The 20946-nt window shown below is 71.6% G+C and carries 16 protein-coding genes; 9 read left to right on the top strand and 7 right to left on the bottom strand.

The features are described 5' to 3' along the window. Positions 1–62 precede the first annotated feature (62 nt). On the bottom strand, positions 63–809 hold the full coding sequence (locus tag ACWEJ6_RS09140) for a YaaA family protein (protein ID WP_452422570.1): 747 nt from the start codon (positions 807–809) through the stop codon (positions 63–65). A gap of 60 nt (positions 810–869) precedes the next feature. On the opposite strand from ACWEJ6_RS09140, the gene ACWEJ6_RS09135 reads away from it, so the two are divergent. Continuing rightward, complete coding sequence (locus ACWEJ6_RS09135) at positions 870–1571, top strand: GNAT family N-acetyltransferase (RefSeq protein WP_452422569.1); 702 nt, start codon at positions 870–872, stop codon at positions 1569–1571. Between the two features lie 463 nt (positions 1572–2034). On the opposite strand, the gene ACWEJ6_RS09130 is transcribed toward ACWEJ6_RS09135, so the two are convergent. Beyond that, positions 2035–2265, bottom strand: coding sequence for a DUF7455 domain-containing protein (locus ACWEJ6_RS09130; protein ID WP_125639804.1), 231 nt, complete (start codon positions 2263–2265; stop codon positions 2035–2037). 247 nt (positions 2266–2512) lie between these two features. On the opposite strand from ACWEJ6_RS09130, the gene ACWEJ6_RS09125 reads away from it, so the two are divergent. The 3 genes from ACWEJ6_RS09125 (at position 2513) to ACWEJ6_RS09115 (ending at position 8620) form a co-directional block, all read left to right on the top strand. Then, positions 2513–4579, top strand: coding sequence for a DNA gyrase/topoisomerase IV subunit B (locus ACWEJ6_RS09125; RefSeq protein ID WP_352327648.1), 2067 nt, complete (start codon positions 2513–2515; stop codon positions 4577–4579). A 1666-nt stretch (positions 4580–6245) separates the two neighbouring features. Continuing rightward, the gene (locus tag ACWEJ6_RS09120) at positions 6246–7601 is read left to right on the top strand and encodes a cytochrome ubiquinol oxidase subunit I (protein WP_452422566.1); all 1356 of its coding nucleotides are present in this window, start codon (positions 6246–6248) and stop codon (positions 7599–7601) included. A 2-nt stretch (positions 7602–7603) separates the two neighbouring features. Further along, complete coding sequence (locus ACWEJ6_RS09115) at positions 7604–8620, top strand: cytochrome d ubiquinol oxidase subunit II (RefSeq protein ID WP_452422564.1); 1017 nt, start codon at positions 7604–7606, stop codon at positions 8618–8620. Here ACWEJ6_RS09115 and ACWEJ6_RS09110 read toward each other — a convergent pair. Then, positions 8601–9095: a beta-class carbonic anhydrase gene (locus ACWEJ6_RS09110; protein ID WP_358284263.1), complete on the bottom strand. Its 495-nt coding sequence runs from the start codon at positions 9093–9095 to the stop codon at positions 8601–8603. The two genes, ACWEJ6_RS09115 and ACWEJ6_RS09110, sit on opposite strands and share 20 nt — an antisense overlap. A gap of 139 nt (positions 9096–9234) precedes the next feature. Here ACWEJ6_RS09110 and ACWEJ6_RS09105 point away from each other — a divergent pair, with 139 nt between their 5' ends. Continuing rightward, positions 9235–9555 (top strand): hypothetical protein, encoded by a 321-nt coding sequence (locus ACWEJ6_RS09105; RefSeq protein WP_452422562.1) that lies wholly within the window; start codon positions 9235–9237, stop codon positions 9553–9555. Positions 9556–9583: 28 nt separating this feature from the next. Here the strand turns inward: ACWEJ6_RS09105 and ACWEJ6_RS09100 are convergent, their stop codons facing one another. Further along, positions 9584–10150 (bottom strand): thioredoxin family protein, encoded by a 567-nt coding sequence (locus ACWEJ6_RS09100; RefSeq protein WP_452422560.1) that lies wholly within the window; start codon positions 10148–10150, stop codon positions 9584–9586. A gap of 51 nt (positions 10151–10201) precedes the next feature. Between ACWEJ6_RS09100 and ACWEJ6_RS09095 the strand changes: the two genes are divergently transcribed. Next, positions 10202–10576 carry a VOC family protein gene (locus ACWEJ6_RS09095; RefSeq protein ID WP_387663634.1) on the top strand — a complete coding sequence of 125 codons (375 nt, stop codon included), beginning with the start codon at positions 10202–10204 and terminating at the stop codon, positions 10574–10576. Between the two features lie 57 nt (positions 10577–10633). Here ACWEJ6_RS09095 and ACWEJ6_RS09090 read toward each other — a convergent pair whose 3' ends face one another. Beyond that, positions 10634–13135, bottom strand: a complete 2502-nt coding sequence (locus ACWEJ6_RS09090; RefSeq protein WP_452422558.1) for a DNA gyrase/topoisomerase IV subunit A — start codon at positions 13133–13135, stop codon at positions 10634–10636. A 123-nt stretch (positions 13136–13258) separates the two neighbouring features. On the opposite strand from ACWEJ6_RS09090, the gene ACWEJ6_RS09085 reads away from it, so the two are divergent. After that, positions 13259–14095, top strand: coding sequence for a TauD/TfdA dioxygenase family protein (locus ACWEJ6_RS09085; protein ID WP_358284271.1), 837 nt, complete (start codon positions 13259–13261; stop codon positions 14093–14095). Here the strand turns inward: ACWEJ6_RS09085 and ACWEJ6_RS09080 are convergent. Further along, a complete protein-coding gene (locus ACWEJ6_RS09080; RefSeq protein WP_452422555.1) occupies positions 14085–14912 on the bottom strand; it encodes a hypothetical protein in 828 nt (275 codons plus the stop codon). The genes ACWEJ6_RS09085 and ACWEJ6_RS09080 overlap by 11 nt on opposite strands. A 146-nt stretch (positions 14913–15058) precedes the next feature. On the opposite strand from ACWEJ6_RS09080, the gene ACWEJ6_RS09075 reads away from it, so the two are divergent. Beyond that, on the top strand, positions 15059–17146 hold the full coding sequence (locus ACWEJ6_RS09075; protein ID WP_452422553.1) for a RecQ family ATP-dependent DNA helicase: 2088 nt from the start codon (positions 15059–15061) through the stop codon (positions 17144–17146). A gap of 51 nt (positions 17147–17197) precedes the next feature. Here the strand turns inward: ACWEJ6_RS09075 and ACWEJ6_RS09070 are convergent, their stop codons facing one another. Continuing rightward, a complete protein-coding gene (locus tag ACWEJ6_RS09070; protein WP_352323632.1) occupies positions 17198–18091 on the bottom strand; it encodes a carbohydrate kinase family protein in 894 nt (297 codons plus the stop codon). 167 nt (positions 18092–18258) lie between these two features. On the opposite strand from ACWEJ6_RS09070, the gene ACWEJ6_RS09065 reads away from it, so the two are divergent. Beyond that, positions 18259–20928 carry a bifunctional acetate--CoA ligase family protein/GNAT family N-acetyltransferase gene (locus tag ACWEJ6_RS09065; RefSeq protein WP_358284279.1) on the top strand — a complete coding sequence of 890 codons (2670 nt, stop codon included), beginning with the start codon at positions 18259–18261 and terminating at the stop codon, positions 20926–20928. The last annotated feature ends 18 nt before the right edge of the window (positions 20929–20946 follow it).

The following is a 20946-nucleotide window of genomic DNA, read 5'->3' as shown; positions in this document are numbered from 1 at the left end:
CCACCTCGTCGATCGCCCCGTCCGGAACCCTCCGGGCGGGGCGATCGCCGTTTCCGGGGGCGTCAGGCCGGGTCGGTGACGTGCACGTCGAGCAGCCAGGGGCGGTTCGACCGGGCGGGCTCGGCGAGGTCGACCGTCCAGCCCAGGTTGCCGAGGGTCTTGGCCAGCTCGCCGGGCGTGCCGGGGGCCTCCTCCTGCTGGAGCAGGACGCGGGCGATCTCGCCCCGCGTGGCCTTGGCCATGTGGCTGACGACCTTGCCGTCGCGGAAGACGCGTACCGACACCGACCGGTCGCCGGGCTGCCAGGCCCCCGCGTACGTGGCCGAGCGCAGGTCCACCACCAGCCCCGGCAGCCGGTCCAGCTCCTTGGCCAGGTGCGTGCGCCAGTAGGCGGCCAGGCCGCCCAGCGGCGGCAGGCTGACCCCCATCGACAGGCGGTACGGCGGCACCCGGTCGGAGACGCGCAACACGCCCCACAGGCCGGAGAAGATCAGCACGGACTCCTCCGCCCTGGCCCTGGCGGCGTCGTCCAGGGTGTTCAGGCCGAGGTTGTCGTACAGGACGCCGGTGTAGAGATCGGCGGCGGGAAGGGTGGGCGCGGTCTTCAGCGCCGTGTTCTTGGCCGCCTCGCCCGCCAGACCGGGCGTCAGCCCGAGCACCTGCGCGGCGTCGCGGCGCTTGGAGGCCCGGATGAGCGCGGTCATGACCCGCTTGCGGGCACGGTCGAGCTTGGGGAAGGACAGCTCGCCGAGCGGCGGACCGCTCCCCTCGGCGGCCTTTCCTTCGGACGGCGGCAGCAGAATCAGCACAACCCCACACCCTAACGGGCCGGTCAGAGGGTGTTCGCGCTGGTCGGCTAGGCTGCGCGGATGAACGTCGACCTGCTGGTGCACCAGGCGTGGCCGGCCTACGAGCAGCGTGCCCACGACGGCTGGGTGCTGCGTTCCGCCGGCGGCGTGACCAAACGGGCGAACTCGGTGCTCGCCCTGAACGCCCCCGCCGACCTGGACGCCGCGATCGGCGCCGCCGAGGCGTTCTACGGCGAGCGGGGACAGAGCTGCGCCTTCTCCGTCGGCCCCGGCACCTGGGCCGGCCTGGACGCCGAGCTGGCCCGCAGAGGGTACGAGCTGGTCGATCCGACGGTCGTCATGGCCGGATCGCCGTCGGCCGAGCCGCGCGGCCCGGTGCGGATCGAGGACCATCCGTGGCCGGAATGGCTGGAGACCTGGTGGTCCGTGGACGGCCGGTACGGCGCCGGCCTGGAGGAGGCCGCCCGCATCTGCACCGGCGTGCCCGCCTGGTACGGGGCCGTTGAGGAGGACGGCGTGCCGGTGGCGGTCGGCCGGGTCGTGCCGCAGGGGGACACGGCGGGGATCTTCTGCATGGCGACGTTGCCGCGGGCCCGGCGGCGCGGGCTGGCCCGTACGGTGCTGCGCGCCCTGACCAGGCATGCCGGGGCGAAGAACGCGTACCTGGTCACCACCGAGCCCAACCACGGGGCCCAGGCTCTGTACCGCAGCGAGGGTTTCCAGCCCATCGGCCGATACCACTACCGCGTACGAACACCGTGAGCCGTACGACCAGCCTGGACGAGAGGCATGTGTACGGCCCGAACCACGCCGCGCGCAGAGGGTCTTGGCTCCGGCGCCCGGGCGGCCCTCTGACCACCATGCGGAAGGCCTAGTGCACGGCAGGCACCGCCTGCGCCCCGCCTCCGCCCGCGCTCTGGATCTGCCTGCACGTGTGTCCAGGGCCGCCGCCTGCGTGCGCCCGGACATCGCCTGCGTGTGGCCTGATTCACCGCCTGCGTGTGCCCTGGACCACCGTCTTCGTGCAACCCGGCGACCGCCTTTGCGCACCCAGCCCTGCCTGTGCGCGGTCTGGCCGCTACGTGCGTGTGACCTGAACCATCCCTTGCGGGCGCTCAGGCCACCGCCTGGACGGGGTTGAACGCAGAACGGCGATCCCGGCGTGGTGTGCCGGGATCGCCGAACTGGTCGTGCAATATGTGGTTATGTGATCACAACGAACGCGTCAGCGGTCGTCGTTGGGGTTCATTGATGGGGTTTCGCTGAGGCGAGCCGACTCGTCCAGGATGTCGGCGCCCTTTTCGCGCAGCGCTGCGACGTGCTGACGCCCATGGTGGGCGCAGAACAGCAGCTCCCCACCAACAGGCAGGGTCGCGCGAATGTAGGCCTGGGCGCCGCAGCGGTCGCAGCGGTCGAGGGCCGTCAGCGGCTTAACGGGGGCGAGAGCTCCAGTCACGTATCGCCTTTCGGGTCACCCCCGCCGAAGCGAGGATCTGGCGTCAGTCACTTGAGAGAACATCTAACCGGACGTGGACGTTCCCAACCTCCGCCTCGCTACGCCCAGAGCAGAATGTGTCCGAAAGTAATGGTGATCAGCCGGTTGGTAACGGCAAACGTGTCGCCATGGCAAGCTTGTACGCGCGCCTGAGGGAAGAACGGTAGGCTACGCACACGTGTTCGATGCTTAGACCAGGGGAGCAAGAGTGACGGTAGTGGAGGCGGGTTACACAGCTCGTCACCTGTCGGTGCTTGAGGGCCTCGAGGCCGTACGCAAGCGGCCGGGCATGTACATCGGGTCCACCGACAGCCGCGGGCTCATGCACTGCCTCTGGGAGATCGTGGACAACGGGGTCGACGAGGCCCTGGCCGGCCACTGCGACCGCATCGAGGTCGAGCTCTACGCCGACGGCTCCATCGAGGTGCGGGACAACGGCCGCGGCATCCCCGTTGACATCCACCCCAAGACCGGCCTGGCCGGCGTCGAGCTCGTCTACACCAAGCTTCATGCCGGCGGCAAGTTCGGCAGCGGCTCCTACGGCGCCTCCGGCGGCCTCCACGGCGTGGGCGCCTCCGTGGTCAACGCCCTGTCCTCCCGGCTCGACGTCGAGGTCGACCTCGACGGGCGGGTCCACGAGATCAGCTTCAGGCGCGGCGTGCCCGGCGTCTTCGACGGCGACGGGCCCACGGCCAAGTTCAAGAAGAAGTCCGGGCTGCGGATCGGCGGCAACCTGCCCAAGAACGTCACGGGCACCCGTGTGCGCTTCTGGGCCGACAAGCAGATCTTCCTGCCCGACGCCGAGGTCTCGCTCGACGAGATCCACGTGCGCCTGCGGCAGACCGCGTTCCTGGTGCCCGGCCTGACCCTGGCGGTCTTCGACAGCAGGGGCGAGGAGCGTACCGGCGAGGAGTTCCGCTTCGACGGCGGCATCTCCGAGTTCACCGAGTTCCTGGCCCGCGACGAGCCCGTCTGCGAGGTGCTGCGGCTGCAGGGCGTGGGCCACTTCCACGAGACCGTGCCGGTCCTCGACGACCAGGGCCACATGACGCCCACCGAGGTGCAGCGCGAGCTCACCGTCGACGTGGCGGTCCGGTGGGGCAAGGGTTACGAGTCGACCGTGCGCTCGTTCGTCAACGTGATCGCCACGCCCAAGGGCGGCACCCACCTGACCGGTTTCGAGCGCGGCCTGGTCCGCACGATCAACGAGCTGCTGCGCGAGACCCGGCTGCTGAAGAGCGGCGACGACCCGGTCAACAAGGAGGACATCTCCGAGGGGCTGACCGGCGTGGTCACCGTCCGGGTGCCCGAGCCGCAGTTCGAGGGGCAGACCAAGGAGGTGCTCGGCACCTCCGCGGCCACCCGCATCGTCTCCCACGTGGTCTCGCGCGAGCTCAAGGAGCTGTTCGCCAACCCGCCGCGCGGGTTCAAGCAGCCGCTGCGGGCCGTGCTGGAGAAGATCGTCGCCGCCGCCAAGGCCCGCATCGCGGCCCGCGAGCATCGCGACAACCAGCGGCGCAAGAGCGCCCTGGAGAACTCCGCGCTGCCCGCCAAGCTGGTCGACTGCCGCAGCGACGCCGTCGACCGCAGCGAGCTGTTCATCGTCGAGGGCGACTCCGCGCTCGGCACGGCCAAGCTGGCCCGCGACTCCGAGTTCCAGGCGCTGCTGCCGATCCGCGGCAAGATCCTCAACGTGCAGAAGGCGTCCGTGAGCGACATGCTCAAGAACGCCGAGTGCGCCGCGATCATCCAGGTGGTGGGGGCCGGGTCGGGGCGTTCGTTCGACATCGAGGCGGCCCGCTACGGCAAGGTCATCCTCATGGCCGACGCCGACGTCGACGGCGCGCACATCCGCTGCCTGCTGCTCACCCTGTTCCACCGCTACATGCGGCCGATGGTGGAGGCCGGCCGGGTGTTCGCGGCCGTGCCGCCGCTGCACCGCATCGAGCTCACCAACCCCGGGCGCGGCAAGGAGAAGTACATCTACTGCTACTCCGACGCCGAGCTGCAGAAGGTCCTGCGCGACCTGGAACGGCGGGGCAAGCGCTGGAAGGACCCGGTGCAGCGGTACAAGGGCCTCGGGGAGATGGACGCCGACCAGCTCGCCGAGACCACGATGGACCCGCGGCACCGGGTGCTGCGCCGGGTGCGCATCGAGGACGCCGAGGGGGCCGAAGCCATCTTCAGCCTGCTCATGGGGAGCGACGTGGCGCCGCGACGGGAGTTCATCGTCAGCAGCGCGGCCGAGGTCGACCGCGACCACATCGACGCCTGAGCCTGGAGGCTCTCACCCGGGGTCACGTATCTGACCCCGGGTTTCGCTGACCCCGGCTCAAGTCTGACCCCGGGTTTCGCTGACACCGGCTCAAGCAAGGGCCCAGGTTCAAGGGCCTCGCGCCCATGTCCGCGGCGCTACCGTGCTGCAACTTGGCTGACAGGACACCAGCGGGCGGCAACGCGATGCCGGGCTTCCGCAGTGGCCTCTTATGTGTCCCCCGACCGTAAGACGGGCCCTGTGTCATGGGCTGCGCCCTGGCCGGGCTTCGGGGGCCGCCGAATGTCATGTCACCGCGCCTCAATCTGGCCCCTGGGCGCTCAAGGTATGGCGGTGTCATCGGCCCAGGCGGCGTTGGGTACGGGAGGACGCCGGATTCTGGGTGTCATCGGGCCAGGGCGACGCCCGGCTCAGGAGGACGCCGGGCAACGGGCTCAGAGCGGGCATCGGGTTCAGGGGGACATTCAGGGCCTCGGAACGCCCCCGGCATCGGGGTTTCTGGCCCAAGGAGGTGTGGTGTTGCCGGCGGATGGCGCGCGGGCTGGCTTGAGGAAGTCCTCATGGGAGGTCGGCGCGGAGCTCCTGGCCGGGGCGCGGGCGCTACACGTTTGGTAGGGCGAGGGGTTGCTTGGCAACCCAGCGACCCGGTCTCGAAGGGTTCTGCCCCGGTCGGAATGGGCCCGTCGCTCCCGCCGCCGGAGGGCTCGCCCTGGTGGCACGCCGGTCACAGGGCGTTCAGGGGCGCTTGCGGTGATGCGCTCTCTGTCGCACGTGGTCTTTCCCAGGCAGCCTCGGTCTCGCCCGCCATCGACGGTTCGGCCGGCTGGGATGGGCTCCGTTTGCAGCGCAGCGCGCCTTAGGTTCTGTGTCCGCTGCAGAGATGCGCAGTGGGTATGGGCCGCTCGGGCCCGTTCATGGTTACGCATAGAGCATTGACCGGGGCTGTGGGCGCGTCGGCTTGGGGCGTCACCCGGAACCTGCGCCGCTTCGGTGTGCCCGCGCAGAACGTGGGAGCCAGTCATCACGGTGGCCGCTGGAAGGCGCGCTTGGGGCATCGAGGGCCTTGCACCAGCTTCGTTGACCGGCGTCGCTCCGGACGGGCCCTGGCCCCAAGGCCCTCAGGGCTCAGGTAGGGCTTCTGAGTCCAACGGCTGGGGCTGGGGCGCTCCTAGGGCTTTCTGGCGGCTCCTGGGGCCCTGTGGCGGCGTTGGCGGGCGTGTTGGCGGGCCTCTTGGTGTTGCGGTGCAGTGAGGTGCACGGTGGGCCGCCCGCATGCGGGGCCTGAGGAGGCCATGAGGGGAGGGCGGCAAGTCGGGGAGCGAGGTAGGGGCCTGGGCCTGGTGCCCAGCATCGGGATTGCAGGTGGGGCTTGAGTGCTCATGGCGCATAGGGCCCTGCTGGTGGGATGGCTGCTTCTGGGGACTGGCAATTCCCCGGTCCGGGCTCGGTTCTGGGCTCTTGGTGGGCTTCTGTGGTGGGTAGGGGTTTCCGGCCCGCTTCGCGCTTCCCTCCTTGCGGAGGGTAAGCGTCAATTACATAGTGTCATCAACGGGTCAGCGGGGTACGGGCGGGACGCAGCCGTTTCGCGGATTACCTCCTCGGACGAGCCCTGCCAGATCCCCCCACGAAGTTCACGGCCCCGATGGGCGGGGGGAGAGGAACGGCGATGGGGGTGACCGCGGGGGCGGCGGTGGACCTGGGGGCGGCGCGCATGCAGATGGCGTTGTCCCTCGGCTGGCACATCATCATCGCCTGTCTCGGCGTCGGCATGCCCGCCATCACCCTGCTGGCCGAGTGGCGCGGGCATCGCACCGGGGACAACAACTACCGGCTGCTGGCGCGACGCTGGGCCAGGGCGCTCGGGGTGCTGTTCGCGGTCGGCGCGGTCTCGGGGACGATCCTGTCGTTCGAGATGGGCCTCCTGTGGCCGGGCATGATGGGCGTGTACGGCGAGGTCATCGGCCTGCCGTTCTCGCTGGAGGGCATCGCGTTCTTCGTCGAGGCCATCTTCCTCGGCATCTACCTGTACGCCTGGGACCGCCTGCGTCCCGTCCCGCACCTGCTGACCGGGATCCCGATCGTGTTGGCGGGGGTGGCCAGCGCGTTCTTCGTGGTCGCCGCCAACGCCTGGATGCAGCAGCCCACCGGGTACGAGGTCGCGGGCGGCCGGATCGTCGCCGTCGATCCATGGGCGGCGATGTTCAACCGGGCCACGCCGCCCCAGACCGTGCACATGATCCTGGCGGCGTTCATGGTGGCCGGGTTCCTGATGGCCGGCGTGTACGCGGTCGCCATGCTGCGCGGCCGGCGCGACCGCTACCACCGGCTCGGCCTGCTGCTGCCGCTCACGGTCGCGGCGGCCGTCACGCCCGTGCAGATCGGTGTCGGCGACTGGGCAGCGCACTTCGTGGCCGAGTACCAGCCGGTCAAGCTGGCCGCCATGGAGGGCGTGTTCCGTACGGGCCGGGGCGTGCCGCTGCACCTGGGCGGGGTCGCGGTGGACGGCGAGCTGAAGTACGCCCTGGAGATCCCCTACGGCCTGTCCCTGCTGGCCCACTGGAACCCGCACGCGGAGATCACCGGCCTGGAGCAGGTGCCGCTCGCCGACCGGCCGCCGGTCAACATGGTGCACTGGGCGTTCCAGATCATGGTGCTGGTGGGCTTCGGGCTGCTGCTGCTCGGGGCCTGCCTCGCGCTGTCCTGGAAACGGCGGCGTGACCTGCCGGAGTCCCCGTGGTTCCTGCGCGCCGCCGCGCTGTCGGGCGTGGCCGCCGTGCTGGCGCTGGAGAGCGGCTGGGTGGTCACCGAGGTCGGACGCCAGCCGTGGATCGTGTTCCGGGTGATGCGCACGGCGGAGGCGGTCAACCCCGCGCCGGGCCTGGTGTACGGGTTCGCGCTGGTCACGGCCGTCTACGTGGTCCTGACCGTGGCCACCGTGTACGTGATGCGCCGTCTGTCCCGCGACGTGCCGGTGCCGCTGGCGCCGCAGGAGCCCGACGTCACCGGCTACAAGGTCGTGTGACGATGCCGCTGCCGCAGATCATGCTGGCCGTCCTGTGGATCGGGCTGACGGCGTACGTCCTGTTCGGCGGCGCCGACTTCGGCGGCGGCGTCTGGGACCTGCTGGCGGGCGGCGCCGAGCGCGGACGGCGACGGCGGGCCCTGGTGGAGCACTCCATCGGCCCGGTCTGGGAGGCCAACCACGTCTGGTTGATCTTCGTGATCGTGCTGGCCTGGACCGGCGTGCCGTCGGTGTTCGCCTCGGTCGCCTCCACCCTCTACATCCCGCTCACGCTGGTGGCGCTGGGCGTGATCGGGCGCGGCGCGGCGTTCGCGTTCCGCAAGGTCTCCTCGCGGCTCTGGCAGCGGCGGCTGTTCGGCGCCACCTTCGCCTTCTCCTCGGTGGTGACCCCGTTCTTCCTCGGCGCCGCGGCGGGCGGCATCGCCTCCGGCCGGGTGCCGCCCGGCGTCGCCAAGGGCGACCTGGTCGGGAGCTGGGTCAACCCCACGTCGATGGCGGTCGGCGCGCTGGGCGTCGGCACGGCCGCGTACCTGGCCGCCGTCTACCTGACCCGCGACGCCCAGCGCGGCGGCCAGAAGGACCTGGCCGAGGAGTTCCGGCGGCGGGCGCTGGGCTGCGGGGCGGTGGTCGGCGTGCTGGCGGCGGTGAGCCTGCTCGTGCTGCGCGCCGACGCGCCCGCCCTGTTCGCCGAGCTGACCACCGGCCGCGCCCTGCCGCTGCTGGCGCTGTCGGTGCTGGCCGGGCTGGCCTCGCTGGTGCTGCTGTGGCGGCGGGCCTATCTGGCGGTACGCCTCAGCGCCGCGCTGGCCGTGACCGGGCTGCTGTGGGGCTGGGGCGTGGGGCAGTACCCCGTGCTGCTCCCCGGCCTCACCCTCGACCAGGCCGCGGCCACCGACGCGGTGCTGGCGGCCAGCCTGGGCTCGCTGGCCGTCGGCGCGGTCCTGCTGGTCCCGTCGTTGTGGTGGTTGTACGCCACCTTCCAGCGCGAGCGCGGCGAGATCAGTCGCCGACCGGCGTGAGCAGGCCCGTGCGCACGTCGTAGATCGCGCCCGTCACCGGCATGTCGGCGGGCAGGAACGGGGTCGTGCGGATGCGGGTGAGGTCGTGGCGCAGCGCCTCGCCCTGGTCGGGGACGGTGTGGAACTCCAGGCTGCGGGTGTCCACACCGCGGGCGCTGGTCAGGTCGTGCACGTCGGCGTCCGTCACCTTGGTCATCCCGCAGTCGGTGTGCGGCATGACCAGGACGCGCTCGACGCCCAGCAGGTACACGGCGAGGACCAGCGTGCGCAGCACGTCGTCGGTAACCCGCGCGCCGGCGTTGCGCAGGATCTTGGCGTCGCCGGGCTGCAGGCCCAGCAGGCCCAGCGGGTCGATGCGGGAGTCCATGCAGGTCACCACGGCAAGCCCGCGGGCTGCCCGGCCGGTGAGCCCGGAGTCGCCGAAGTCCTTGGCGTACTTCGCGTTGGCGGCATACAGGTCGTCGAACGCAGTCATGCCTCAGATCTTCCCTTACGTCCCAAAGATGATGCTTTCCGGGGTGGCGACTGGCGCGAGTTCCCGAAGGTCCCACGAAAATCACTCACCTTGCGTGATGATGTCGTCACCATCTGTACGTCGTCGAAGAAGGTCAGTCGTGAGTAGGTCCGAATCGCTCGCCGCGTATCTCCGCGCTCAGGCCCGGCGCCGCCTCGACCGTGTGGAGTCCAACGACGACGGGCGCAACGCCAGATGCGCGCTGGCCCTGCTCGACACCGCCGCGTACGCCGCCGGCCTGCCCGAGGACGACCCGATCATCCTCATGCTCGACCAGGCGGGCTGCTACGGGCCGCTCGGCTGCGAGGAGTTCGACCCGGGGGAGGCCGGCGTCCGGCTGATCCGGTCGTGGACCGGCGGCGAGCCCCACGAACTCCTGCTCGCCCTGCCCGTCGCCATCGAGGCCGCCGCCTCCGCCTGAGCGCGTTCAGGCTGCGGTCAGGCACTGTTCAGGCCGTGGGCTCGTTCCCCGGCCGCCACTTGATGCCGCAGCCGATCGAGGCGCGCTGCTCGGCCGGGACGGGATCGCCCGCCAGCAGCGCGTCGATCGCCGCGCGCAGCGAGGAGCCCGTCACCGGGACCGAGTTGCCCGGGCGCGACCCGTCGAACTCTCCCCGGTAGACGAGTCGCAGGTCGCCGTCGTAGAGGAAGAAGTCGGGCGTGCAGGCCGCGCGGTAGGCCTTGGCGACGTCCTGGGTGTCGTCCAGCAGGTACGGGAACGGGAACCCCGCGCGCCGGGCCTGCCCGGCCAGGTGTGTGGGATCATCGTCGGGGTAGTTCACGCTGTCGTTGCTGCAGATGCCCACCACTGACAGCCTGGAGCCGTAGCCCGCGGCCAGTGTGCCGAGGCCCGTCTCGATGTGCCGTACGTAGGGGCAGTGGTTGGACAGGAAGACCACGAGCGTGGCGGGAGAGCCCTTGAGGTCCGCGAGCGAGACGCTGCCGCCGTCGATGGCGGTGAGGTCGAAGGCGGGCGCGGGAGTGCCCAGGGGAACCATGAACGAATTGGCAGCCATGACCCTCATTCTCGTCGGCCGGGACGCCGGCGAAACAAGTCCAGGAGGTGAATGATGGCCGGCATCGCGGAGTTCCGCACGACGGTCCTCGACTGCCCGGAGCCGCGGGCGCTCGCCGAGTTCTACTCGCGCCTGCTCGGCTGGCCCGTCACGTACGAGGACGACACCTGGGTGGTCGTCGAGGACGGCGGCTCGCCCAAGCGCCTGGCCTTCCAGCGCGTGCCCGGCCACCGGCCGCCGACCTGGCCGGAGGGCGATCGGCCGCAGCAGCTCCACATCGACGTCACCGTCACCGACATGGACAAGGCCGAGCGGCAGGTGCTGGAGATCGGCGCGACCAAGCACGAGCGGCAGCCGAGCGAGGACGACAGCTTCCGGGTCTTCCTCGACCCCGCCGGCCACACGTTCTGCCTCTGCCGCGACTGACCGGACACCCGCCCCGCGCAGGCGGGGCGGGCCTCCGTGACGCCGGTCAGCCGGGGATCACTCCTCGTCGGACGCCGGCGGCGCCGGCGCGTCGGCCTGCGGCCCCGCGGCCAGGGCGCCGCCGACGGCGCCGATGGTGTGGGTCAGCCGCACGCCGGAGCCGTCGCGGCGGCCGATCTCCTCCGGCAGCGGCACCGGCTTGCCCACCGCCGACACGGCCTTGGCGGGCGCGGGGCCGGCCCAGGCGAGCAGCAGCTCGTCCTCGCCCTTCAGGAACCGCTGGGCCCGCACGCCGCCGGTGGCCCGGCCCTTGGCAGGGAACTCGGCGTAGTCGGAGACCTTGCCGCCCCCGACCTGCGTGCCCGGCAGCGCCGTCGAGGACCCGGCCACGGTGACCACCTGCGCCGGACGCGAGGGGTCGACCACGCCGAACCAGATCACCCGGGCGCCGCCGTCGAGCCGGATGCCGGCCATGCCGCCGGCCGGACGCCCCTGGGGACGCACCAGCGAGGCCGGGTAACGCAGGAGCTGGGCGTCGGAGGAGATGAAGACCAGGTCGTGGTCCTCGGAGTCGAGCTCGGCGGCGCCCACCACGGTGTCGCCGTCCTTGAGGGTGATCACTTCGAAGTCGTCGCGGTTGGCCGGGTAGTCGGGCACCACCCGCTTGACCACGCCCTGGGCCGTGCCGAGCGCCAGCCCGGGGCTGTCGGGGTCGAGCGAGCCGAGGCCCACGACCTTCTCGTCGGGCTGCAGCGAGACGAACTCGGAGACCGGATGGCCGCCCGACAACGTCGGCGGGTTGGCCGAGGGCGGCAGCGTCGGCAGGTCGACGACCTGGACCCGGATCAACCGGCCCAACGACGTCACCACGCCCACCTCGCCGCGTACGGACGTGCGGGCCACCGACACCAGCACGTCGTGCGCCGAACGGTCGCCCTCACCCGCCAGCGGAGCCGCGTCGGAGGTGCGGGCCAGCAGCCCCGTGGAGGACAGCAGCGCCCAGCACGGGTCGTCGGCCACCTGGAGCGAGGCCACCGGCGTGCGGGCCACGCCCGGCGCCTCCAGCAGCACGGTACGGCGCGGCGTGGCGTACTTCTTGGCCACCTCGGCCAGCTCGCCCGAGACCACCTGCCGCAGCTTCGCCTCCGAGGACAGGATCTCGGTGAGCGCCGCGATCTCCTCGCTCAGCGTCTGCTTCTCCTGGTCGAGCTCCAGCTTGTCGAACCGGGTCAGCCGGCGCAGCGGCGTGTCGAGGATGTAGGCGGCCTGGATCTCGGTCAGGTCGAAGACCTCCATCAACCGGGCGCGGGCCTGCGCCGAGTCGTCGGAGGAACGGATGACCTGGATGACCTCGTCGATGTTGAGCAGCGCGATGATCAGGCCGTCGACCAGGTGCAGGCGCTCCTCGCGCTTGCGCCGGCGGTACTCGGACCTGCGCCGCACGACCTCCAGCCGGTGGTCGACGTAGACCTGCAGCAGCTCGCGCAGGCCGAGCGTGCGCGGCTCGCCGTCGACCAGGGCGACGTTGTTGATGCCGAAGGTCTCCTCCATCGGCGTGAGCCGGTAGAGCTCCTCCAGGACGGCCTCGGGGATGAAGCCGTTCTTGATCTCGATGACCAGGCGCAGGCCCTTGTGCCGGTCGGTGAGGTCCTTCAGGTCGGCGATGCCCTGGAGCTTCTTGCTGGTCACCAGCTCCTTGATCTTGGTGACCACGCGCTCGGGGCCGACGTTGTAGGGCAGCTCGGTGACGATGATGCCCTTGCGCCGCGGCGTGATCTGCTCGACCGCGCACCTGGCCCGCATGCGGAACGTGCCGCGCCCGGTCTCGTAGGCGTCGCGCACGCCCTGGAGCCCGATGATCGAGCCGCCGGTCGGCAGGTCGGGGCCGGGCACGAACTTCATCAGCTCGTCGAGCGTGGCGTCGGGCTTCTTGATCAGGTGGCGGGCGGCGGCCACGACCTCGGCGAGGTTGTGCGGCGCCATGTTGGTCGCCATGCCGACCGCGATGCCGGTGGTGCCGTTGACCAGCAGGTTGGGGAACGCCGACGGCATGACCGTGGGCTCGGTCTCCTGGCCGTCGTAGTTGGGCTTGAAGTTGACGGTGTCCTCGTCGAGCGACTCCACCATGAGCATCGCCGCCGGGGCCAGCCTGGCCTCGGTGTACCGCATGGCGGCCGGCAGGTCGTCGGGGGAGCCGAAGTTGCCGTGGCCGTCGACCAGCGGCAGGCGCATCGAGAACGGCTGCGCCAGGCGCACGAGGGCGTCGTAGATGGCGCTGTCGCCATGGGGGTGGAGCTTGCCCATGACGTCGCCGACGACGCGCGAGGACTTGACGTGGCCGCGCTCTGGACGCAGGCCCATCTCGCTCATGGAGTAGAGGATGCGCCGCTGCACCGGTTTGAGGCCGTCGCGAGCGTCGGGCAGAGCCCGCTGGTAGATCACCGAGTACGCGTACTCGAGATAGCTCTTGCGCATCTCGGAGGAGACGTCGATGTCGACGATCCGCTCCTCGAAGTCCTCAGGCGGGGGTGCAGTCGTACGTCGGGCCATGTCGAACATTGTGCCGAAGAGACTCGGGTGCCCGCGACTCGTCGGCGCGCCGCCCTGCTCTTGACCAAGCAATTGCTTGGGTCTTACCGTCGGAGGCGAGGACCCCGTCCACCCGCCTCCGGAGGCTTCGCCATGATCGAGTTCCATCCCGTGACCAAGCACATCGGCGCCGAGGTCACCGGGGTCGATCTGCGCAAACCCCTCTCCCCGGAAGACGTCGCGACCCTGCGCGAGGGGTGGCTGCGGCACCTGGTGCTGTTCTTCCGCGACCAGCACATCGACGACGAGCAGCACCTGCAGTTCGCCCTCAACTTCGGCACGATCAACCACCCGGCGTTCAAGAAGGACTCCGGCAGCCCGATCCACATCCTCGACCAGACCTCCCCGAAAGGCGAGGGCGGGGACGAATGGCACAGCGACAACACCTTCGAGCCCACGCCGCCGATGGGCTCGCTGCTGCGCTGCATGCAACTGCCGAGCGTGGGCGGCGACACCTGCTGGGCCAACACCTACCTGGCCTACGAGACGCTGTCGCCGTCGATCCAGCGGCTGTGCGACGAGCTGACCGCCGTGCACGACATCACGATGTCGATGAAGAAGGCGATCTCCAAGGGGCACCCGTTCGACCTGGCCGAGATCCAGGCCAAGTGGCCGCCGGTGGAGCGCCCGGTGGTCCGGGTGCACGCCGAGACCGGGCGCAAGGCCCTGTTCGTCAACCGGGCCTCCACCACCCGCCTGGTGGGGCTGAGCGACCGGGAGAACGAGGCCCTGCTGCCGCTGCTCATCGACCACATCCGCTCGCCCGAGTACCAGTGCAGGCTGAACTGGCGTCCCGGCACGCTGGCCTTCTGGGACAACCGACCCACCCAGCACTACGCGGTCGCCGACTACACCGAACGCCGCCGCATGCACCGCGTCACGATCAACGCCTTCCCCGAGCACGCGGACGAGGAGCGCCTCACAGCTTGAGCGAGGCCCAGCCCGACAGGGCGAGGAACAGGAACAGCAGCGTCTCCACGCCGTAGACGATGTTGCGTCCGGTCGGGCCGAACAGCACGTACGCCACGGCGGCGAGCGTGCACCCGACCACGAGGAGCACGTCCACCACCCCGAGCACGATCGCCAGCGCGAGGCGTACCAGGAACCACAGGAAGCCCAGGCCGAACCAGCTCGACATCGTGGAGTCGTCGTAGGCCCACCTGGACAGCGCCATGGGGGAGTAGAAGGAGGTGTCCCAGTACTCCTGCCAGCGCTCCCCGATGCCCGCCGACCGCTCCTTGACGGTGGCCTGGGCGTTCTTGAACTCGATGGTCTGCACGGCGCCGTTCGTCACGTCGATGAGCACCTGCCGGCGGACGACCTGGATCACGGCCGTGCCGTTCACCACGGCCATGAACTCGCCGGAACCGCTGTTGACCTTGTAGATGTGATCGAAGCCCGCCACGTCCGGCTTGTCCGGGCTTCTGCGGGCGTCGCGGACGACCACGTAGAAGGCGTCGTCGTCGGCCTCGGGCAGGTTGTACTCGGCGCCGATCGAGAAGATGCCGACCGGCGTGACCAGCGAGGTCTCCCCCGAGACCTGCACCTTGCCGTCGCTTCCCCACTCCAGCTTCACCGGCAGGAAGGCGGGGTGGTAGGACGCCTTCACGTCGGTCCCGGCGCAGCCCGCCGTGGTGAGGATCATGACGGCCAGCACCACCCGGGCCATCATCTCGAAGTGATCTTTCGTGTTCCTCCGGCGACGCGTCGCCGCCGGTACGACCGGGGTGTGGACAAGCCCCGTCATCAGCCCTCCTGGGGGGCGAAAGCGCTTGACGACTGCTCAACGTTCCGTCCCGCCCCCCGGTTCCGCACGGCGGACCCCGCACCTTCGTCCGGGCGGGGACGCGCGGTGGGCCTGTTCCGTCGGTGGAAGCTGGTAATAAGGGGGGCATGATTGAAGCCCCCGACGCGGCGATGCTGCGCGAAGAGGCCGAGGAGCGGCTGCGGGCCCTGGCCGGCGACCACGCCCGGCTGCGAGACGACCAGTGGTCCGCCATCGAGGCGCTCGTGCTCGACCGGCGCAGGGTGCTCGTCGTGCAGCGCACCGGCTGGGGCAAGTCCGCCGTCTACTTCGTGGCCACCGCCCTGCTGCGCGAGCTCGGCGAGGGCCCCACGGTCATCGTCTCGCCGCTGCTCGCCCTCATGCGCAACCAGATCGCCGCCGCCGAGCGCGCCGGCATCAGGGCCGTCACCATCAACTCCGCCAACCCCGAGGCGTGGGAGGAGATCTACGGCCAGGTCGCCGAGGGCATGGTCGACGTGCTGCTGGTCAGCCCCGAGCGGCTCAACAACCCCGACTTCCGCGACAACGTGCTGCCCGAGCTGGCCGAGAGCGCCGGGCTCGTGGTCGTCGACGAGGCCCACTGCATCTCCGACTGGGGCCACGACTTCCGGCCCGACTACCGCCGGCTCGCCACGCTGTTCGACGAGCTGCCGCCCGGCATCCCGGTGCTGGCCACCACCGCCACGGCCAACGCCCGCGTCACCCGCGACGTCGCCGAGCAGATGGGCGAGGGCACGTTCGTGCTGCGCGGCCCGCTGGAGCGCGAGAGCCTGCACCTGAGCGTCGTCAAGCTGCCCTCGGCCGAGCAGCGCCTGGCCTGGCTGGCCCAGACCCTGCGCGAGCTGCCGGGCTCCGGCATCGTCTACACGCTCACCGTCGCCGCCGCCCACGAGATCGCCGGCTACCTGCGCGAGCAGGGCCACGAGGTGGCCGCCTACTCCGGCCAGACCGACCCGGCCGAGCGGCTGGCCGCGGAGGAGGCGCTGCTCAACAACAAGATCAAGGCGCTGGTCGCCACGAGCGCGCTCGGCATGGGGTTCGACAAGCCCGACCTGGGCTTCGTCGTGCACGTCGGCGCGCCGCAGTCGCCCGTCGCCTACTACCAGCAGGTCGGCCGGGCCGGGCGCGGCGTCGAGCGGGCCGAGGTCATCCTGCTGCCCGGCACGGAAGACCGCGAGATCTGGGCCTACTTCACCTCCCTGGCCTTCCCGCCCGAGCCCGTCGTGCGCGCCACGCTCCAGGCGCTCGAACAGGGCGGCGTGATGTCCACCCAGGCCCTGGAGACCGCGGTCGACCTGAGCCGCAGCCGCCTGGAGATGATGCTCAAGGTCCTCGACGTCGACGGAGCCGTGCGCCGGGTCAAGGGCGGCTGGGAGTCCACCGGCGAGCCCTGGGCCTACGACACCGAGCGCTACGCCCGCATCGCCGCCGAGCGCAAGGCCGAGCAGGACGCCATGCTGCGCTACCTGACCACCGAGGAGTGCCGCGAGCAGTACCTGCGCAGGCACCTCGACGACGACACCGCCACGCCCTGCGGCCGCTGCGACAACTGCACCGGCCGCCACCGCTCGCCGGAGATCGCCGCCCAGGCCGTCGAGACCGCCCGCGAGCGTCTGAGCAGGCCCGGCGTCGAGATCGAGGCGCGCCGGCAGTGGCCCACCGGCCTGGCCGACCTGTCCGGCAGGATCAAGCCCGAGCTCGGCGCCGAGCCGGGCCGCGCGCTCGGCCGGCTGACCGACATCGGCTGGGGCAACCGGCTGCGCGAGCTGCTCGCCGGAGCCGACGGGCCGATGGCCGACGACATGTTCAAGGCCGTCGTCCAGGTGTTGTCGGCGTGGGACTGGAAGGAGCGGCCGGTGGCCGTGGTCAACGTGCCGTCGGCGACGCGCCCGCAGCTCGTGCGCGGCTTCGCCGAACGGCTGGCGCAGGTGGGCCGGCTGACCTACCTGGGCGAGCTGGGCTACCGGGCGGGGTCGCCCGGCCGGCAGTTCAACAGCGCCAAGCGCGTCCAGGCGATCAGGGGCACGCTGGCGATGCCGAAGGACCTCGGCGCCGCGATCGCGCAGTGCGGCGGCCCGGTGCTGCTGATCGACGACCGCGTGGACACGGGCTGGACGATGACCCTGGCGGCGGCCCTGATCCGGCACGCGGGCGCGCCGGCGGTGCTGCCGCTCGCGCTGGCCACCACGTCCTGACCGGCGGAAGGAAGCCCGGCCGGGGCAGGAGAAGCCCGGCCGGGGAACGGGTCAGAACGGCGGGCGCGCGCCCAGGTGCATGATGGCCTTGGCGGCGAGCCGGCACCCGGCGGCCAGCGACTCGGCCGGCGGCTTGCCGGCCAGCCACGGCGGCAGGAACCCGGCCGAGAACGCGTCACCCGCGCCCGTGCCGTCGACGATCTTGTCGACCGGCTCGGCGGCCACCCGGACCGGGTCGGGGCGGCCGTTGCTGAACCACAGCGCGCCCTCGGCGTTCATCTTGATGACGACCTGCGGGAACCACGCGGTGAGCACCTTGGCGGCGGCCTCGGCGTCGTCGCGGCCGGTCAGCACCTTGGCCTGGTCGATGTTGGCGAACAGCAGCTTCGCGCCGTTGGTCCATTCGAGGAACGGCTCGGCGCCCGTGCGCTCCAGCGGCGCCGAGGAGGCGCAGTCGACCGAGATCGACATGCCCGTGCGGCGCGCCATGTCCAGCGCCGCCAGACCGGCGTCGCGCGAGCCCTCGTTGACCAGCGTGTAGCCCGACAGGTGCAGATGGGCGCCCGAGGCGAACAGGTCGCGCGGCAGGTCTTCGGGGGACAGGGCGGCGTTGGCGCCCGGGTCGGAGAGCATCGTGCGCTCGCCCTTGTGCGTGACGAGCACCACGCAGGTGCCGGTGGGCCGCTCGGGATCCATGACGAGCCGGGCGTCGACGCCGTAGCCCATCAGCTCCATGTCGCGGTTGCGGCCGGTGATGTCGGCGCCCCGGCGGCCGATGAAGGCCACCTCCGCGCCCTCGACGGCGAGCCACGAGGCGATGTTGGCGCCGGAGCCGCCGCCGTGCATCGTCACGATCGCGGGCGTGTCACTCGCCCTGGCGAGCGCGTAACGGGCGCGCGCGACCGCGTCGGTCATGAGATCGCCCACCACGACGACCCGCGTCATGATGCCACCACCTTGCTGCCTTCAGAACGACCCTGGCCACGGCAAAACTAACAGCTTCCGGGCTGTTCGTGGGGCTGACCCCGGACACCGGGCAGCAGTCGATGCACAAGCGTTGCCCAAGAGGCCCACCGGTCTTGGCATGTGGGATGCGGGTTTACGCTCGTGGCGTGGAGGCACAGTATCCGGCTCACTGGGAGGCCGACGTCGTCCTGGCCGACGGGGGCACCGCGCACGTGCGCCCCATCAGGCCCGCCGACGCCGACCGTCTCCGTGCTTTCTACTCCCGTCTGTCGGCCGAGTCGATCTATTTCCGGTTCTTCGGCCCCCGGCCCCGGCTGTCCGACCGCGACGTCGAGCGCTTCACCAACGTCGACTACGTCAACCGCGTGGCCCTCATCGCCACCATCGGCGCCGAGATGGTCGCGGTCATCCGCTACGACCGCACCGAGCCGGGCGAGGCCGAGGTCGCCTTCCTGGTCGAGGACGCCCACCAGGGCAGAGGCGTGGCCTCCGTCCTGCTGGAGCACCTGGCGGCCACGGCCCGCGAGCGCGGCATCGAGCGGTTCGTCGCCGACGTGCTGCCCGCCAACATGAAGATGATGGGCGTCCTGCGGCAGGCCGGCTACACCGCGCAGAGCCAGTTCGCCGACGGCGTCGTCCGCATGACCCTCGACCTGACCCCGACCGAGACCTCGGCGGAGGTGACGACCTCGCGCGAGCACCGGGCCGAGTCGCGGTCGATCGCGCGCCTGCTGGCTCCCGGCTCGGTCGCGGTCATCGGCGCCTCGCGCGAGCCCGGCGGCGTCGGCCAGACCGTCCTGCGCAACCTGCTGGCGGCCGACTTCACCGGCCCGGTCTACCCCGTGCACCGGCAGGTGCGGGCCGTCGCGGGCGTGCGGGCCTACCCCAGCGTGACCGAGATCGACGGCGAGGTCGACCTGGCGGTCGTGGCCGTGCCCGCCGAGGGCGTCCTCGACGTGGTCAAGGAGTGCGCCGAGAAGGGCGTGCACGGGCTGGTCGTGGTCTCCTCCGGGTTCGGCGAGACCGGCGCGTCCGGCCGCGCCCGGCAGGACGAGCTGGCCCGCATCGCCCGCTCCTACGGCCTGCGCGTGGTCGGCCCCAACTGCCTGGGCATCGCCAACACCGACCCGGCCGTCAAGCTCAACGCCACGCTGGCCGCCACCGTGCCCGGCCGCGGCAGGGTGGGCTTCTTCAGCCAGTCGGGCGCGCTCGGCACCGCGCTGCTCCAGCGCGTGGCCCAGCGCGGCATGGGCATCTCGTCGTTCGTCTCGGCCGGCAACCGCGCCGACGTCTCGGGCAACGACCTCCTGCAGTACTGGGAGGAGGACGCCGCGACCGAGGTCATCCTGCTCTACCTGGAGTCGCTGGGAAACCCGCGCAAGTTCACCCGGCTGGCCAGGCGCATCGCGCGCAACAAGCCGATCGTGGTGGTCAAGAGCGGCGGCACCCCGGCCGGCCACTCGGCCGAGGAGCTCGGGCTGCCCGACTCCGCGATCAGCTCCCTGTTCGCCCAGGCCGGCCTGATCAGGGTCGACGACCTCATCCAGCTCTTCGACGTGGGCCAGCTCCTGGCCTACCAGCCGCTGCCCGCCGGGCCCAGGGTCGCGCTCGTGACCAACTCCGACGCCCTCGGCCTGCTGGCCGCCGACTCCTGCCTGGCGGCCGGCCTCGAACCGCGCCCGCCGGTCAACCTGGGCGCCGCGGCCGGGCCGGCCGAGTTCGGCGCGGCGCTCGCCGGCGAGCTGGCCGCCGACGAGGTCGACGCGGCCGTCGTCATCTACATGCCGCCGATCCCCGGCGAGTCGGACGAGGTGGCGGCCGAGCTGCTGCGCGTCTCGCAGGGGTCCGCCAAGCCGGTGCTGGCCACGTTCCGCGGGCATCTCGGCATGCATCCGTCGCTGCGCGTGCCCAGCGGTTCCGGCGGCACGCCCGCGCGGGGCTCCATCCCGTCGTACGCGGCTCCGGAGGAGGCGGTCAGGGCCCTGGCCCACGTGGTGCGGTACGCCACCTGGCGGGCGCATCCGGCCGTGCCGCCGCCCGAGCTCGACGGCCTCGACACCGCCCGCGCCCGCGAGCTGGTGCTGGCCGCGCTGTCCGGTGCCCCGGCCCCGGCGGGTGAGGAGCCGGGCGGGTTCGCCGAGCCAGGCCCGCCGGTCGAGATCGACGCCACCGAGCTGCTGTCGTCCTACGGGCTGACCGTCTGGCCCGCCGAGGTCGTCCGCTCGCCGGAGGAGGCCGTGGCCGCCGCCGAACGGCTCGGCTGGCCCGTGGTGCTCAAGGTGGCCGACCCGGGGGCCTCGCGGCGCGCGGGCACCGTACGCCTGGGGCTCACCGGCCCCGAGATGGTGCGTCACGCCTACGCCGAGTTCGCCGACCAGCTCGGCGAGCGGGTCGAGCTGGCCGTGCAGCGCATGGCGCCGCAGCCGGCCGTGCCCACCGTCGTGGGGGTCGTCGAGGACCGCGCGTTCGGGCCGGTGGTCTCGTTCGGGCTCGGTGAGGTGACCGCCCGGCTGCTGCTCGACCAGGGCTTCCGGCTGGCGCCGCTGACCGGCGAGGACGCCGCCGCCCTGGTGCGTTCCGTACGCGCCGCCCCGCTGCTGTTCGGCGAGTACGGCTACCCGCCCGTCGCCGTCCCCGCCCTGGAGGAGCTGCTCGTCCGCGTGGGCCGCCTGGCCAACGACCTGCCGCAGGTGGCCCGGCTCGACCTCGACCAGGTGCTGGTGGGCGAGTCGGAGGTGCTGATCCTGGGCGCCCGCGCCACCCTGCGCACCCCGGCCGGACCACGCCTGGACGGCGGCCCGAGAAGGCTCTCCTGACTGCGCGCACAATGTCGT

The organism is Nonomuraea sp. NPDC004702, from assembly GCF_053601695.1.
Note: the sequence above shows the minus strand (reverse complement) of the source record. Positions and strands in the feature narration are given on the sequence as shown.

What these genes read in the sequence shown, in the direction of transcription:
- ACWEJ6_RS09135 (WP_452422569.1), top strand. Translation starts at nt 870, where the DNA reads ATGAACGTCGACCTGCTGGTGCACCAGGCGTGGCCGGCCTACGAGCAG.
- ACWEJ6_RS09100 (WP_452422560.1), bottom strand. Translation starts at nt 10,150, where the DNA reads ATGGCTGCCAATTCGTTCATGGTTCCCCTGGGCACTCCCGCGCCCGCC.
- ACWEJ6_RS09085 (WP_358284271.1), top strand. Translation starts at nt 13,259, where the DNA reads ATGATCGAGTTCCATCCCGTGACCAAGCACATCGGCGCCGAGGTCACC.
- ACWEJ6_RS09075 (WP_452422553.1), top strand. Translation starts at nt 15,059, where the DNA reads ATGATTGAAGCCCCCGACGCGGCGATGCTGCGCGAAGAGGCCGAGGAG.
- ACWEJ6_RS09080 (WP_452422555.1), bottom strand. Translation starts at nt 14,912, where the DNA reads ATGACGGGGCTTGTCCACACCCCGGTCGTACCGGCGGCGACGCGTCGC.
- ACWEJ6_RS09120 (WP_452422566.1), top strand. Translation starts at nt 6,246, where the DNA reads ATGGGGGTGACCGCGGGGGCGGCGGTGGACCTGGGGGCGGCGCGCATG.
- ACWEJ6_RS09110 (WP_358284263.1), bottom strand. Translation starts at nt 9,095, where the DNA reads ATGACTGCGTTCGACGACCTGTATGCCGCCAACGCGAAGTACGCCAAG.
- ACWEJ6_RS09115 (WP_452422564.1), top strand. Translation starts at nt 7,604, where the DNA reads ATGCCGCTGCCGCAGATCATGCTGGCCGTCCTGTGGATCGGGCTGACG.
- ACWEJ6_RS09070 (WP_352323632.1), bottom strand. Translation starts at nt 18,091, where the DNA reads ATGACGCGGGTCGTCGTGGTGGGCGATCTCATGACCGACGCGGTCGCG.
- ACWEJ6_RS09090 (WP_452422558.1), bottom strand. Translation starts at nt 13,135, where the DNA reads ATGTTCGACATGGCCCGACGTACGACTGCACCCCCGCCTGAGGACTTC.
- ACWEJ6_RS09095 (WP_387663634.1), top strand. Translation starts at nt 10,202, where the DNA reads ATGATGGCCGGCATCGCGGAGTTCCGCACGACGGTCCTCGACTGCCCG.